The following is a 14,908-nucleotide window of genomic DNA, read 5'->3' as shown; positions in this document are numbered from 1 at the left end:
TTATTTTATTGCTTTTTTTATTATATCATTCTCAAGATCTTCTATACTGTAAATATGTTCCATAATGTCAAAAGTCTCACGAAGATTACCTTTTGCGCTTTTCCATCCAATTCCGTCAGTAAACCATACAAATGTAAATCCATTGATTGTATCGGCTTCTGTTGCTAACATCTTATAACTTCTGGCTGTCTCATTTAGTTTAGATCCACCACTTCCATAAAAATTAGTCTCAATACCATATATCATATTCTCTGTCTTTATGACATAATCAAATCTCTTGGCAGCTTTGCCCTGATTAGATAATGCACTAAGATCTATATTCCATTTTTGTTCTACTTCTCTAAGATACATCTCTTTGTAATAATTCTCATCCCTTATAAAGCCGGCTTTAATTATATAATTCTCAACAAGATCTTCCATCTGATGTCCGCCTCTGTTCTTACGGCCATTAGAATCAAGACCTGTCTCAACACCAAGAACATAATCGACAAGATTATTAACAATATGTTTTGACAACATATCAAATAATCCTGTCTTTCGCATAAACATCTTATATCTGTCAATATCATGATTCATATTCTTAAAATTATACAGATATGCTCCATCTTCATCCTGTGCATATATCTCCTCACCACGAACTGCAAGAAGAATTGGTATACATGAAAGTGTCTCCGGATATCTCTTAACTATATGCTCAAATTCATCTTCAATGTTATTAGCACCTACAAGTGTATTAAGAATATTAAGTTCTATCTTTATACTATCAACATTGCGTATAACTTTTTCAAAATCAATATAATAATCATAACCGGATATACTTGCCCGAAACCCACTTAACCATTTATCAAAATCTCTGCTCATACTTATTCCTCTCTTATATTCACTGTCTTATCAATCCTTTTTCTTGATATATCAAGATATTCTTCTTCCAGATCTATTCCTACAAAGAATCTGCCAAATCTCTTTGCTACTACACCTGTTGTTCCAGAACCACAGAATGGATCTAATATAACATCTTTTTCTTTTGTAGATGCTAATATAATCCTTTCAAGAAGATATTCCGGCTTCTGTGTAGGATGCTTTCCTTCCTTTTTCTCTGATGCTCTTGTAAGACTTCCTGTCCATACATCTTTCATCTGCTTGCCATCATTTAACTCTTTCATCTTTGCATAGTCAAAATAATGTCTGGCTTTTTTATCATTCTTCTTAGCCCACAATATCGTCTCCGTTGAGTGTGTAAAACAACGACACGCAAGATTAGGTGGTGGATTAGTCTTTTGCCATGTTATATTATTAATTATCTTAAATCCTTCTTCTTCAAGTGCCATTCCGATTGAATATATATTATGAAGTGTACCACTAATCCACATAGTTCCATTTTTTTTAAGAAGTTTTCCACAAAGTCGTATCCATTTTCTGTTGAATTCGTGCTTATCATATACAGAAGTAACTTCGTTAACTCCAAGCTTATCCCATTCTCCTTTATTAACAGATACCATCTTGCCACCCTTACAGGTTATCCCATTATTACTCAAAAAATAAGGTGGATCTGCAAATATCATATCCACCGATTCAGGTTCTAGCTTCTCTAATATATCAAAGCAGTTACCCTTAATCAATATTGTATTGTCTGTCTCATAATAAGCAGTTACTTTCTCACTGCTCTTAATAATTCTATTCATACTCATCCCATTCTCAATATACTTTTTATTATCTATCTCTGACTTAGACTAACAGCTTTAATAATTTCTTATTATAACTTCCTTGCCTTTTCTATTGCTTGCATCAGAATTAATCATTCTTCTTACACTTACAACATCTATTGTATATCCTTTATTACTGTACAGTTCATTAATAAGTTCAGTATTATGATTAGTAAGCATACAATAACATCCTCTCTTAGTCAGTTCATCAAAAAGTCTTGCTACTCTCTTATGACTCTCTATATCAAAGCCTTCCTTAGTATATGACTCAAATGAAGTCGGATTAAGCGGTGCATAAGGACTGTCTATAAATACAAAATCACCTTTACCTGCCTCCTTACATGCTACTTCAAAATCGCCTTCCATAATCGTAACATTCTTAAGGTAAGCTGCTGTAAGCCTTAATGATTCTTCATCACATGATACTCTTCTTGCTTTGTTGCATGGAACATTAAAAAGACCTTTTCCATTAACTCTGTAAAGGCCATTAAAACAATGCTTATTAATATATACAAAAAGTGTTGCCATCTCCATGTCAAACTCTTCTTTCATAAGCTTGTCATTATATTGTTCTCTTAATGAATAGTAATAAGTATCAAGCTTCTCTATATTATTATCCATTCCCTCGTCAAGCACTTTTATTTTATCAATAAATTCTTCCGGATAATCTCTTATCTGCCTGTAAGTGTTAATAAGAGCCCTGTTAATATCATTAATCAGGGCATTCTCTGGAAGCAACTCAAATATTACTGCACCACCACCAACAAATGGTTCATAATAGTTATTAAATTGTTCTGGCAGTCTCTCTTTTATCTGTGGCAGAAGCTGTCTCTTTCCACCTGCCCATTTTACAAATGGTGCTGCTTTTGCTTCACTCATACAATCCTCCCGTATCTTTATATAATGATACTTCTATTAATAATCAATTCTCATCACCTAAAAGGTGAACACTTATACTATTATAAGTTGAAAGAAGTAAAATGACAAGCATTTTTAGAATATTACTATTTGTAATTATCATACTCTTTGATATAATATTTCTCATAATGCAAAAGATATCAGTTAATGAATTTGTAATTATTTATCATGTAATATATTAAGGAGACTATACATTTTTATGAATAATTATATTTTAAAAGAAAGCTATACTCTAAGTCGTCCCAAAAGCGACTTAAGCTTATGGGTACATAAAACAGGAGCAAGAGTTGTTTTTATTAAAAACGAGGACAAACACAGAGCTTTTACAGCAGCATTTTGCACACCACCTGAAAATAGCAGAGGTATTCCTCATATCGTTGAACATTCTGTTTTCTGTGGTTCTAAAAAATATCCATTAAAAGATCCATTTGTTCAATTGATGAAAGGATCTCTTAATACATTTTTAAATGCAATAACATACAGCGACATGACTCTTTTTCCGGTTGCAAGTACTAATAAAAAAGATTTTGACAATCTTACTGATGTATATCTTGATGCTATATTCAATCCGGCTATCCTTAACGAACCAGCTATATTCGGTCAGGAAGGCTGGCATTATGAGTATGATTCGGATAATAACTTACAATATAATGGCGTTGTATTTAACGAGATGAGAGGACTTAGCAATGATTGTGATTTTCTTCATAATAATGCAATTCTTCAATCTCTCTTTGAAGATACATGCTATAACTATGTATCTGGTGGACTTCCATGCGATATCATCAATGCTTCATATAAAGAGATGAAAGACTTCTATTGTTCACACTATCATCCTGCTAACTGTATCCTTATAATGTATGGTGACAATGATATAGAAGAGAAGCTTGAATACTTTGATAAAAACTATCTGTCAAAATATTCTTATATTGCTAATGATATCAAAAAAACATATCACATTGATATGCAAAAACCTCATAAAAACACTGTACGGCTTGAAAAAGTATATCCTATTGATGACGAAAGTTATCTTGATAATGGCTACTGCTTCTCCTACAATATTGTCTATTCTGACAACCACAACTTATTAGATTTTATTACTATGATAGTCATCAATCATTGCCTATGTTCAGCACAAGGTTCATATATAAAAGAAGCTCTTATAAAAGAAGGCATAGGAGAACTTACCGATGGTATAATCAATACCAAATTAAGGCAGCCAATCTTTAGCATCATGTGTTATAACTGCCATGAAGATGATGAAAAAATGTTCTTTAAGACAATAGAAGATACTCTAGAGAATGTTGTTAAAAAAGGTATTGATAAAGACCGCCTTCATTCAGTTATAAAAAGTTATGATTTTCATAGTCGTGAAGATTCATCTGACTATACTTCAAAAGGAATCTCTATGGCTGAACAGTTACTTGATACACTTTTATATTATGAAGATAATCCTCTTGAGATCCTTGATGTCACTAAAGCTATCGATTTTCTAAAAGAAATGGCTGATACAGATTATTTTGAACGATTCATTGAAGACAGACTTATTAATAATACATTCAAATCTAATGTTGTAATGAAACCAGTAACTGATGCCATAGATGCCGAGAATGATTATATTACTGACAAAGCACTTGCATATTATAATTCATGTGACAAAGATGAACTTGACCTTGCAATAAAAAAACAGCTTGAATTTCAAAAAACGCCAGACAGTGAAGAAGCTCTAAGTCTTATTAAAACTCTGACTAAAGATGACTTAGATCCTGAATTTGATTATACAAAGCCAAAGATTACAGACATTAATGGAACTACTGTATATCTTCTTGATAATGTAACAACCAATGGAATAGGATATCTGTCACTTATGTTTGATCTGTCAGGTGTTAGTAAAGAACATCTCATATATGCAAGATTTCTTGGAGAATTAATTGGTGCACTTAATACTATTAACTATTCTTATGATGAACTTAATTCCCTAATTAATTATCATACCGGTGGAATATATCATAAGCTAAGCTGTACTCCTGACTTTGATAATGAGAATTTTCCATTCTATCTTATACAAAAGAGTTCATTTCTATATGAATCATGTGAGAAAAATATGGAACTCAATCTCGAATTCATCAATGGCAGATTGTTCAATGATAAAGAGCATATATATGATCTTCTTCTTAGTTCACTCAACTCAATGCGTGAATATTATCAGTCATCACCATATATGGCATGCACTGAATTCGGAGAAAATCAATATTCCAAATATGGCATACTCAATGATCAGTTTACAGGCTATTCATACTACCAGTTTCTTAACAGTCTTATTGCTGACTTCGATGCACGATATGCTGAATTCATCAATCTGCTTTCTGAGACTGCGGATGAACTTTTTACAAGGCAAAACTGTATTCTAACTTACATTGGTGAAAAAGGTTCTTATGAACAATGCTTAATATACTTTAAAAAATTCTTAGATGAATTGCCCTTAGGTAATAATAATGAACCATATCCTATTGCCTGCTACTATGAATTAAGTCCAAAAAGAAATCTTGCATATTGTCTTAATTCAACTGTATGTAATGTAACTTTAGCAGGAAAAATTGCACCTGACATTATGCAACAGTACCGAGGACACTTTATAGTTCTTGAACAGATACTTAATTATGAATATCTATGGCAGAATGTAAGAGTAATGGGAGGTGCTTATGATTGTGCAGCTAATCTTCGTTATGATGGATTTATAACAATAGCTTCTGTTCGTGATCCACATATAAAAGAAACTCTTGATGTCTTTCATAACATAAGCACATTCATAAGGAATCTGTCACTTACAGAACGTGAATTAACTCAATATATAATAGGTGCATATAACAATATGACTCTGGTATTAAATCCAGTTGAATCTGCCGCCATAGATATATCAAAAACACTTTGCAATATAACACATGAATCTGTTGTTAATATACGAAAACAACTTATAAATACAACGCTTAGTGATATTAGAAATCTTGCTGATATATTGGATGACTATATTAATAATGCATCCGTTATAGTATCTGGTAACAGTGACATAATTGATAAAAACAGTTCTATATTTGATGAGATAAGTGAGCTTTTATAATAGACTATGCCTATAATCAAATCTGGTATGCATAAGTATATATTTTATAATATTCTTTATTATAAGAACTCTTTATCTTATACAATGTTTTTAACTAAAAAACATTGCATAATTGACAAAAAACATTGCATCTAAGATAAATGTCCTTAGATGCAATGCTTTTAATTGGGTATTTTTTATTTTTGGTGTTCTTTACTTTATTTAACTTTATAATAATTCTATTCTAACATCTCTAGATGATGCCACGTTCATCATTATCCTGTCATCTAAAATATGATGTCTATATCATTATTGATTATCATCTTCTGACTTTCAAACCCTTCAAATTCTTCCGTCAGAACATATCACGTTCGCTTAATTCTTATTATCTATTATTATCATAATCTAAGTTACTATTTATATATCCTGTATCTTAGATTATAATTCTTAATCTTATTCTATATTATATGGTATCTACTTTGTCACAACAATTTTTACTGTATCACTATTCTTACCGTCCGCTGTATATGCAGTAATTGTAAATGTGTAACCATCTGAAAGTCCACACCATGTATTAATTGAGAATGTATTAGTCTTATTATTTATCATAATATGATTATAATGACTGTTCCATACATCGACAAATCCATTAACCGGTTCAAACCACCATCCGGCATTATTCAGTTCAAAATAATAATCGCCATCTGATACTGTATCAAATGATACTGTCTGTCCTGCTTTTACTGTAATAGTATCTTGTGTTATGTTAATTGCACCTGAAGCTGTTCCTTCTGTTGCTTTTTCTGTAACTTTTTCAGTTGCTTTCTCTGTTGGTGCTTCTGTCTCTTTTTCTGTAGATGTCTGTGTTGTTGCTTCTGTTATTGTCTCAGCTTTCTTATCTGAGTATGTTATCTTAACTTTATATGTATATCTTGTACTTGCATCTGTTGATTTACTATTTGCATCTACTGTAAAATCTTTAATCTCATCTGGTGTTGCACATACTACTAAGTATGCTTTTGTCTCATCACCTTTTAGATTAATTGACGCTGTACCATTACTTACTGTATTAGAATATCTTGTCTCATTAGCTGCATTCGCTGTAACGATTGTAGCTCTGAAATCTGCTTCTGAAGCTGTTGATGTATTAACAAAATCAATATTAATACTTCCCTTAGAGAAATCTGCATCTGTAAGTGGAATAATATTGAATCCTGTCTGCATTGGTGCTCTATCTGATGGTACGCTCTGATATCCCTGTGAATCTGCAGCATTAAGTGTTGTATATATCTTAGCATAGTTACCATCTACTGTTAATGCTTCTTCATTAAGATGCTTAAGGTATGAATCCTGTCTTTCAAAGTCCATTGTTGCCATTCTCTTTGACATTCCTGCAAGAATTGTCTTGATTGATACACCTGAGAACTTCTCAATTGTTGTATACATTGATGTTGAAGAATCTCCTTCTTCAAGAATCTTATGCATAAGGTCAAGACCAAGTCCATCTATATTATCAGGATTCTCTGTAATATATAAGAATATTGGCCATGTATCATACCAGTTTAACATATGCGGAACATAACAGTCTGCACTTGTCATATATGGTGTAAAAAAGTCTGAAGTTGGTCCATACACATTATCTCCATAAGCATAATATGTACTTCCAAGATACTGATCTCTGAACCAGTTTGCCATTGATTCATACCATGTTCCAGGAACCTGTCCACCCTGATGATATGTGAATGCATGTGCAAGTTCATGAGGAAGTACCCAGCTTGGTTCGTCAACTCTCATAGCACCTGGCGCAACAAAAAGATATGAGAATCCTTCATAATCTGCAGACATATATGCCCAGTCATCTGTAAACTGAGTAAGTCCTGTCGCTGAGATATATAAGTTCAATTTATATTTACCTGATATAGCACCTGTTGTTGATGTTGTAACATCTTTCATTCCAAGTTCATTAATATAAAATGCCCTGATATTCTCAAGATTAATAAGGTTACCTTTTACAAATTCTGTGTTAACAGTTCCTGTTGTGTCTCCATTACCCCAGATAATCTGGAAGTGTTCTGATGCCATTCTGTTAACCGAGCTGTCCGTAAGGCTGTAAAAGCTGTCTCTTACTTTGTACTCGTCTTTTGCTGTAAGTTCTGATATTGTCTTAGATGAACCTACAGTTGTTACTGTTGAAACAGTCTTCTTATATCCGGTTGCTGCAAATACCGGTTTTAGAAATACTGCCGAAGTAAGTATTGCCATTGCAGTTATAAAAAATGCAAGGACGATACCAAGAATTTTCTTCATTCCTATTTCCTCCCTGTTTGGTTCTTAACTATCCATGTCATTATCATATTCTATTAATTAGCATAATACTTCTGGTTTTTGATAAAAACATATTGCGAATAGTCAGAATAGTGGAAACCAAATTTCAATTTTTGGTCTTACTACACGATTATTATACAGTTAGTTTCCAAATTTATCAATGAGACTATAGTACCATTTTTATATAATTAGTTTCCCACTTTTTTAAGTTTTCCAGTTTCCCGACACTACAGCTATTCAGTTTCCATATCTATCGCATTTACAGTCTTTTAGCCGAGTACCACTATTTTGAGTATTTTAGTTTTTATCTCAAATCCACAGGTTTTCTAATTTTGTTTTCCTATATGCATGTTAAATATCTATTTTTAAAAAGTCATCTGACTATATCTATGTTTTCATTCTATAAACATACGACTGTCGTTCGTTTTATTCTTATTAATTGTACTTAAAAATATACATGTATATATAAGTATTAGTAATATCTAAATATTTTGTTCAAATATTATACTTTTTTGACTTGTGCGAATTAGATAACTTATGTATTTTTATTTGTGTACTTTTCCCATTTTTCAATATTAGCCATAATATTTTTCTAAAAATATGCATAATTTTTAGTTACAAGCCGAATATTTTATGGTATAATAACTTTATAATACTTAATGTAAACGAGGAGGTACACTAGTTATGGTTGAAAAAACATTAGCTCTAGTAAAACCAGATGGGGTAGAAGCAAATCACGTTGGAGAAATTCTTGATATGTACGAAAAGGCCGGTTTAAAAATAAAGGCTCTTAAAATGATTAAAATCAATAAAGAATTTGCACGACAGCACTATATTGATCTTAAAGATAAACCTTTCTATCAGGAACTTGTAGACTTTATCTCAAGAAGTCCACTTGTTGCAATGATTCTTGAAGGTGAGAACGCAGTTGATACAGTTCGTCACGTCAATGGTTCAACTGATCCTAAGACTGCAGCTGAAGGAACTATCCGTTATAAATATGGACATGGCAAGACAGATAATACAGTTCATGGTTCTGATTCTGTTGAACACGCAAAGAGAGAAATCTCAATGTGGTTCCCTGAATTCCTTGATTCTTATCTTGATGATTAATTTTACCTGATTAAGTAATTAATTAGTAAAATGAGATATATTAAATAGAATATGCGGGATTAAAATAAGCCTCGAAGAATATCTATATCATATTGAATATTAATATAGATATTCCTGAGGCTTATTTTTATTACATTACTGCATATTATTCATGTTGCAAAAGTGCAGCTGCTTTTCCGCCTTTAAGCACTTTAGCATGAACTTTAAGCTGTGACTCATTATCTGTATCTCTGTCTTTTGATAATACAGATGCAATCACAACACCAAGCATTACAAGAACAGCTCCTGTATATCCTTGTGTACTTAATTTTTCTCCAATGAATATGTAAGCAAGAACAGCCGAGAATACCGGTTCAAGTGCAAATAATAATCCTGTATGTTCTGGTGTTGTATACTTCTGTGCTACAGGCTGTACTACAAATCCAAATCCACTGCATATAAGTGCAAGTCCAAGAATTGCTCCCCACTGTGCCATACTCTGTGGAAGTGATGGTGTCTCAAATATCAGTGACATGATAAATCCATACAAAGCTGCAAATCCAAGCTGCCATATTCCTAGTAAAAGACCTTCTTCCTTCTTGCTATATACATCTGTTAAGATTATATAAAAAGCATATGATACAGCACCAATAAGACATAACGCATCTCCACTGTGTAATACAAGTGAACCCTGAAGACTTAAAAGTGCTATTCCTGTAAGAGTTACAAGACAGCCTGCTATAACAGGACGTGCCGGCATCTTCTTAATTATAAGAGCATTGAATATTGGAACAAATACAACTGTCGTACTTGTTAAAAAGCCGGCATTAGAAGCAGTTGTTGACTGCATACCATGTAACAAAAATGCAAATAGCCCAAATAGCATAAGTCCTAATAATGCACTATGCATAATAATCTTCTTCGTCGTATTCTTAAGTCTTTTTGCAAATAACAAAGCAACTGCAATAAATGCTATTCCAAATCTTAAAGCTATTATAGTATATGGTGATATACCACCAAGCCCTATCTTCATAAGAAGATATGAGCTTCCCCATGTCATAGCTACAATTCCAAGCATAAAGTCTGCTTTTGTCTGCGACCAGCCACCCAATAAAGATATTTTTTTACCAGATTTCATATTGTTTCTCCCTCGCTACATTTATTATCACTTAATAATTCATGAATATATTTACTATTCCAAAAAGTTATTATATACTGATATATGCATTTGAAAAGAGAATGTTATGAATGTATACCATTCCGAAAAGTTATGGTATCTAATATTATCAGGGGGAATTATATATGAATCTTAATAGATATGAAATATTCTTAAAAGTCGCTGAGATTGGCAATATAACAAGAGCTGCTGAGATCCTTAACTACACTCAGGCCGGAATAAGCCATGCTATATCCGCACTTGAAAAAGAAGCCGGTGTTACTCTGCTTATACGAAGTTCAAATGGTGTCACTCTTACAGATAATGGCTTACGACTTATCGCACCTATTCAGGCACTTGTCAATGAACAGCGTAATCTTACACAGACTATATATGAGATTAATAATGTTGTTGCAGGAACACTTAAGATTGGCATATTCACAAGTATATCTACATGGTTTCCATCTGTTATGAAAGGATTCCACAATCTATATCCTGATACAAGATTTGAATTATTCTCTGGTGATTATGATGATATAACGGACAATATTATATCCGGAAGAATCGACTGCGGTTTTCTGTCCACTTCCGTAACATCAGTAGACAAAGGACTACTATTTACACCAGTATATGACGATCCTATGCTTGTACTTATGCCACCTTCACATCCACTTACAGCTAAAGAGGCACTAAGTATAGAGGACATAAAAAATGAATCTTTTATACTTCCATCAAAAGGCTCAGATAATGATATTCTTGCTGTTCTAAAATCTATGGAACATAACATTAATGCCCGCTATATATTAAATGATGAATTCTCTGTAATGTCCATGGTCGCCGGTGGCTTTGGCATAACTATAATGCCTGAACTCATATATCAGAACTTTAAACTTAATCTTGTTGCAAGACCACTTATGCCTAAATCTCACAGAACAATAGGTGTTGCATCACTTCCTTCTAATAAGATATCAATTCTTACAAGAACTTTTATTAAATATCTGGCTGATACAGGATTTTCATTCAAGTAAAATACTTTAAATCCAAAGTTTCAGTTTTCATAAAAAAACAGAGAAGAAACCTGCGCTTTTAGTTTCTTCTCTGTTTTTTATTCTCATACATCTTCTTATCCGCTTCTTCTATGACCTTTTTCAAACCGGCATACTTGCCTATCGCATATCCTACCGAAGCTGACAATGGAATATCGCTGTCTTTTGCCATCTGCTCTATAACTTTTTTCCATCTGTCTATAATTATCAACACTTCCTGCTCTGTTGCATCCGGTATTAACATTATAAACTCATCTCCGCCATACCTGTATATCGGCATATCTTTTTTAGCAACACTTTTTATTGACTTTGCAACCTTTGTAATAAGCAAATCTCCATAATAATGTCCATAACTATCATTAACATATTTTAGTCTGTTAACATCCCAGTATACTACTGCAACAAACCTGTCTATCTTACTATTTTTGGCTATATCACTTATAAGCCTGTTTTTATTATAGAGTCCTGTCATATCATCTCTTTCTGCTCTACTCTCCATTATGACTGCATTCTCCATAGTTCTTCTAATCATAATACTAACACTGTTGCTTAGATAAGCAAATGCTACTGCTATAACACTTCTTGGAAAAACATAATACAGTGCAAGTGTTGATATAGGATGTCCATTCACTTTATTTAATAAGAATACTCCATCTTTTTGAAGTTTATCAAGTGATGTTGTTGTGATTAGTACCATATTAGCATCACATACTCCCTTATAATATCCTACATACGTCGTTACTGTAATCGATATAATAGATAGTATAAATGCATAACCAAACAATTTCTTAGATGAATACATACTTGCAATAACAATAGGTACTAATGTAAGAGGAAACATGTGATATGTAAGTCCACTTCCTGTAATTGTTACTGTAAGTGCCATTGCAGTTATACTAAGATACTTACTATATCTGTTCTCTATTCCCATATACGCAAGCACCAGAACATAGAGAAATATAAATATAATTTCTAATATATATGTAGTCAAAAATATTTTTTTATCAATTATAAATATATTTAACTGATTAAGTATAGTCTCAACAGTATAAAAGATCACACAAACAAATGCAAATCTGCATACAAAAATGTTCTGCATCACATCTTTTTCCTGAAAATCCGATTTTTTAGAAAATACTTTTTGCATTAACACTTTAAGTTTTTCTAGCATATCTTTCCTCCATATACAACTGACAGTCAGAATATATACTTATCTAACTATCCTAACTAACAATATTACTCTTATATACATTGTATCAATACTTTTATTTTAACATATATAATTGTTCGGCATTTATATCCTTTTTAACAAGTTTATTTTAGCCCATTAACATATGCTTCACTTACTGCATCAGATACTTCAAAATGTTGGTAATCTTTGGCACTGCTCCAGTCTCCACCCCATTCAAAACCATGTTCTGTAAAAAGTCTGTAGCATAGATCATTATGATCTATCTTATGTTCAAACTCTTTATCTCTATCTACATATTCTGTCGCATTAGCCGGTTCTATGTTAAGTGCTCCATTAACAGTCTTTACATAAGGATTGTAAAGTGTATTAATATCAATTGCAAGTCCAAGACCATGCTTAGATATTGTCGTTGTATATGATATGAATCTAAAATTAAATGCTGATGAATTATTATCACTCATCGAAGCTTCATCATCTGCATTATATTCATCAACAAGTTTCACTTTTTCAATAGGATAGCTCTGATTATATAATTCTCTAAATATCTCAAGAATATCTTCTGCTATAAGTCTGTTAACTACAAGTTCACCTTCCTTAGTATTGCCTTCAAAATCCTTATGAAGAATATGAACATATCTAAGATCTTCATAAGGAACTGTACAATTATCTTTGTATGATTTGCCTTGCATTAAAGCAAATATCTCATTAGGAATCTCTGATATATAGAAACTATTCTCTATATATTCTTTTTCTGCTGATAACTTATCTGTATTCTCTTCATTATTAACTTCTGATTCTATACTATTATCCGATGATTCTTTTTCTATATCTGATACTGATTCTTCTGTATCTGATATATTATAAACATCCGATATTGATTCATTATTCGTAACTTCTTCATCTGTCTTTGATGTCATTTCATCAGTAGTTATATCATTCTTATCAGCTATATCCTTCTCATCAGCTATATTTTTATTATTCTTATTCGCATGAATAACAATTCCACCAATCGCAACTGCTGCAACTGCTATTCCTGTCAAAGTTCTCACTAATGTTTTTTTCTTCATGACTATTCACTCCTTTAATATTACTTTTTAAATATTACTTCTTGTTATTATTCCTTAAATATTACTTCTTAAATATTACTTTTTGTTTATTACTCCTTAAATATTACTTCTTAATTATTACCGTTTAATAATTACTAGGTTGCCCACACTCATTACTATTTTTTGCTTATCTTCTCAGGCAGCTTAACTTTTGACAAATCAACATCAAGTAATACTTTAACAAGCCATATAAAGAATATTATTACAAGTATTGGTATTACACATGATGTAATAATCATAACTGCAATAGCTTCAACAAAATTATTAAGGCAATTTTGAACTTTGTTAACAAGTTTATCTGGTGAGACAAGCACTGTCTCAACACTGTTAGTAACTGAACTTCCGGCTTTTTTAATACTATCTGCTATGCTGTTCCAAAAGCCTTTGTCATCCTTAGCAGCACTGCTGTCAGTATCACTCTTAATGTCATCATCATCTATAAGACCATCTGTATTACCTGCTTCTTCAATAGCTGCATCTATCTGAGATCTATAAGTATTCTCTATAAGATCTGACACTTTTATACTAGCCGGTACAACAAGGAATACTGCAATTGCAAATACAATAAGTCTTCTTGCAAGTTTCTTCACTGTAGCATTATCATATACAAGTGTTATTATAAATAATATACATGCTACCGGTATAAGGATCTTAAAGGCTACATAACCTGTGATTGTAACAAGATATTTTTCAAGAAATACTGCACACAATACTATAAGCAGGTATTGACTAAGATCTGCAACCTTATCTGCTATCGGAGTCCCTGTATCTCCAGGAAGAAGTGTTATAAGAGCCGAAGTTGTCGTTGTCGCTGCTGTAAGTTCAAGAACTGTTGTCTTCTTATCATCAAGTGATGCGATAGTATTCTTATGATAGTCAGGTGATGCTGCATAGCCTGCTATTACAGCAAATGACAATATTCCAACTATTAACAGCACTGCTGTCATCATACACTTTTTAGTATTAATCTTCATATATTACTCTCCATTCTATAAGTATATCATTGAAAGCATATTATTAAGTAACTGTAAAACCAGATTTTTACATTATAATTTAATAAAAATGATTTTGATAATCACTCAATATATCATCACTGATAATTATACTTGTTTATCGTAAAAATGTGAATACCGGAATTTAATCGAATATCATTAAATTCCGGTATTTTTATATTAGTAATTATATTTTTTCTTCTTTCCAATAAGGAATGTAACGGATATTATACTTGCACATATCTCTGCAACTGCAAGTGAATACCATATTCCATCTATGTCAA

Annotated in this window: 11 protein-coding genes; 3 read left to right on the top strand and 8 right to left on the bottom strand. The window is 32.1% G+C overall.

The genetic code is table 11. The features are described from left to right. Genes KQI85_RS06325 through KQI85_RS06315 form a run of 3 tightly spaced genes read right to left on the bottom strand, consistent with a single transcriptional unit; the run spans window position 1 to window position 2,582 of the window. Window positions 1–861, bottom strand: coding sequence for a type II restriction endonuclease (locus KQI85_RS06325; protein ID WP_216575241.1), 861 nt, complete (start codon window positions 859–861; stop codon window positions 1–3). 2 nt (window positions 862–863) lie between these two features. Then, window positions 864–1,682, bottom strand: a complete 819-nt coding sequence (locus tag KQI85_RS06320; RefSeq protein WP_216575240.1) for a site-specific DNA-methyltransferase — start codon at window positions 1,680–1,682, stop codon at window positions 864–866. 57 nt (window positions 1,683–1,739) lie between these two features. Next, window positions 1,740–2,582, bottom strand: coding sequence for a DNA adenine methylase (locus KQI85_RS06315; protein WP_216575239.1), 843 nt, complete (start codon window positions 2,580–2,582; stop codon window positions 1,740–1,742). 238 nt (window positions 2,583–2,820) lie between these two features. Between KQI85_RS06315 and KQI85_RS06310 the strand changes: the two genes are divergently transcribed. Then, window positions 2,821–5,736 (top strand): insulinase family protein, encoded by a 2,916-nt coding sequence (locus KQI85_RS06310; RefSeq protein ID WP_216575238.1) that lies wholly within the window; start codon window positions 2,821–2,823, stop codon window positions 5,734–5,736. Between the two features lie 453 nt (window positions 5,737–6,189). On the opposite strand, the gene KQI85_RS06305 is transcribed toward KQI85_RS06310, so the two are convergent. After that, window positions 6,190–8,022: a DUF6055 domain-containing protein gene (locus KQI85_RS06305; protein ID WP_216575237.1), complete on the bottom strand. Its 1,833-nt coding sequence runs from the start codon at window positions 8,020–8,022 to the stop codon at window positions 6,190–6,192. Between the two features lie 702 nt (window positions 8,023–8,724). On the opposite strand from KQI85_RS06305, the gene ndk reads away from it, so the two are divergent. Then, window positions 8,725–9,153, top strand: coding sequence for a nucleoside-diphosphate kinase (gene ndk, locus KQI85_RS06300; protein ID WP_216575236.1), 429 nt, complete (start codon window positions 8,725–8,727; stop codon window positions 9,151–9,153). Between the two features lie 145 nt (window positions 9,154–9,298). Here ndk and KQI85_RS06295 read toward each other — a convergent pair whose 3' ends face one another. Continuing rightward, window positions 9,299–10,270 (bottom strand): DMT family transporter, encoded by a 972-nt coding sequence (locus KQI85_RS06295; RefSeq protein WP_216575235.1) that lies wholly within the window; start codon window positions 10,268–10,270, stop codon window positions 9,299–9,301. A 164-nt stretch (window positions 10,271–10,434) separates the two neighbouring features. Between KQI85_RS06295 and KQI85_RS06290 the strand changes: the two genes are divergently transcribed. Continuing rightward, window positions 10,435–11,316, top strand: a complete 882-nt coding sequence (locus tag KQI85_RS06290; protein WP_216575234.1) for a LysR family transcriptional regulator — start codon at window positions 10,435–10,437, stop codon at window positions 11,314–11,316. A gap of 58 nt (window positions 11,317–11,374) precedes the next feature. Here the strand turns inward: KQI85_RS06290 and KQI85_RS16515 are convergent, their stop codons facing one another. From KQI85_RS16515 to KQI85_RS06275, 3 genes are all read right to left on the bottom strand, one after another. Further along, the gene (locus tag KQI85_RS16515) at window positions 11,375–12,505 is read right to left on the bottom strand and encodes a GGDEF domain-containing protein (protein WP_253293769.1); all 1,131 of its coding nucleotides are present in this window, start codon (window positions 12,503–12,505) and stop codon (window positions 11,375–11,377) included. Between the two features lie 143 nt (window positions 12,506–12,648). Next, entirely contained in the window at window positions 12,649–13,593 is a 945-nt protein-coding gene (locus KQI85_RS06280; RefSeq protein WP_253293768.1) for a M15 family metallopeptidase, read from the bottom strand. Window positions 13,594–13,748: 155 nt separating this feature from the next. Beyond that, on the bottom strand, window positions 13,749–14,606 hold the full coding sequence (locus tag KQI85_RS06275) for a hypothetical protein (protein ID WP_216575233.1): 858 nt from the start codon (window positions 14,604–14,606) through the stop codon (window positions 13,749–13,751). Window positions 14,607–14,908: the final 302 nt, after the last annotated feature.

This window comes from Falcatimonas sp. MSJ-15 (assembly GCF_018918265.1).
Classification (GTDB): Bacteria; Bacillota; Clostridia; order Lachnospirales; family Lachnospiraceae; genus Falcatimonas.
This window is presented reverse-complemented; position numbering and strand designations above follow the sequence as displayed.

What these genes read in the sequence shown, in the direction of transcription:
- KQI85_RS06325 (WP_216575241.1), bottom strand. Translation starts at nt 861, where the DNA reads ATGAGCAGAGATTTTGATAAATGGTTAAGTGGGTTTCGGGCAAGTATA.
- KQI85_RS06320 (WP_216575240.1), bottom strand. Translation starts at nt 1,682, where the DNA reads ATGAATAGAATTATTAAGAGCAGTGAGAAAGTAACTGCTTATTATGAG.
- KQI85_RS06315 (WP_216575239.1), bottom strand. Translation starts at nt 2,582, where the DNA reads ATGAGTGAAGCAAAAGCAGCACCATTTGTAAAATGGGCAGGTGGAAAG.
- KQI85_RS06310 (WP_216575238.1), top strand. Translation starts at nt 2,821, where the DNA reads ATGAATAATTATATTTTAAAAGAAAGCTATACTCTAAGTCGTCCCAAA.
- KQI85_RS06305 (WP_216575237.1), bottom strand. Translation starts at nt 8,022, where the DNA reads ATGAAGAAAATTCTTGGTATCGTCCTTGCATTTTTTATAACTGCAATG.
- ndk (WP_216575236.1), top strand. Translation starts at nt 8,725, where the DNA reads ATGGTTGAAAAAACATTAGCTCTAGTAAAACCAGATGGGGTAGAAGCA.
- KQI85_RS06295 (WP_216575235.1), bottom strand. Translation starts at nt 10,270, where the DNA reads ATGAAATCTGGTAAAAAAATATCTTTATTGGGTGGCTGGTCGCAGACA.
- KQI85_RS06290 (WP_216575234.1), top strand. Translation starts at nt 10,435, where the DNA reads ATGAATCTTAATAGATATGAAATATTCTTAAAAGTCGCTGAGATTGGC.
- KQI85_RS16515 (WP_253293769.1), bottom strand. Translation starts at nt 12,505, where the DNA reads ATGCTAGAAAAACTTAAAGTGTTAATGCAAAAAGTATTTTCTAAAAAA.
- KQI85_RS06280 (WP_253293768.1), bottom strand. Translation starts at nt 13,593, where the DNA reads ATGAAGAAAAAAACATTAGTGAGAACTTTGACAGGAATAGCAGTTGCA.
- KQI85_RS06275 (WP_216575233.1), bottom strand. Translation starts at nt 14,606, where the DNA reads ATGAAGATTAATACTAAAAAGTGTATGATGACAGCAGTGCTGTTAATA.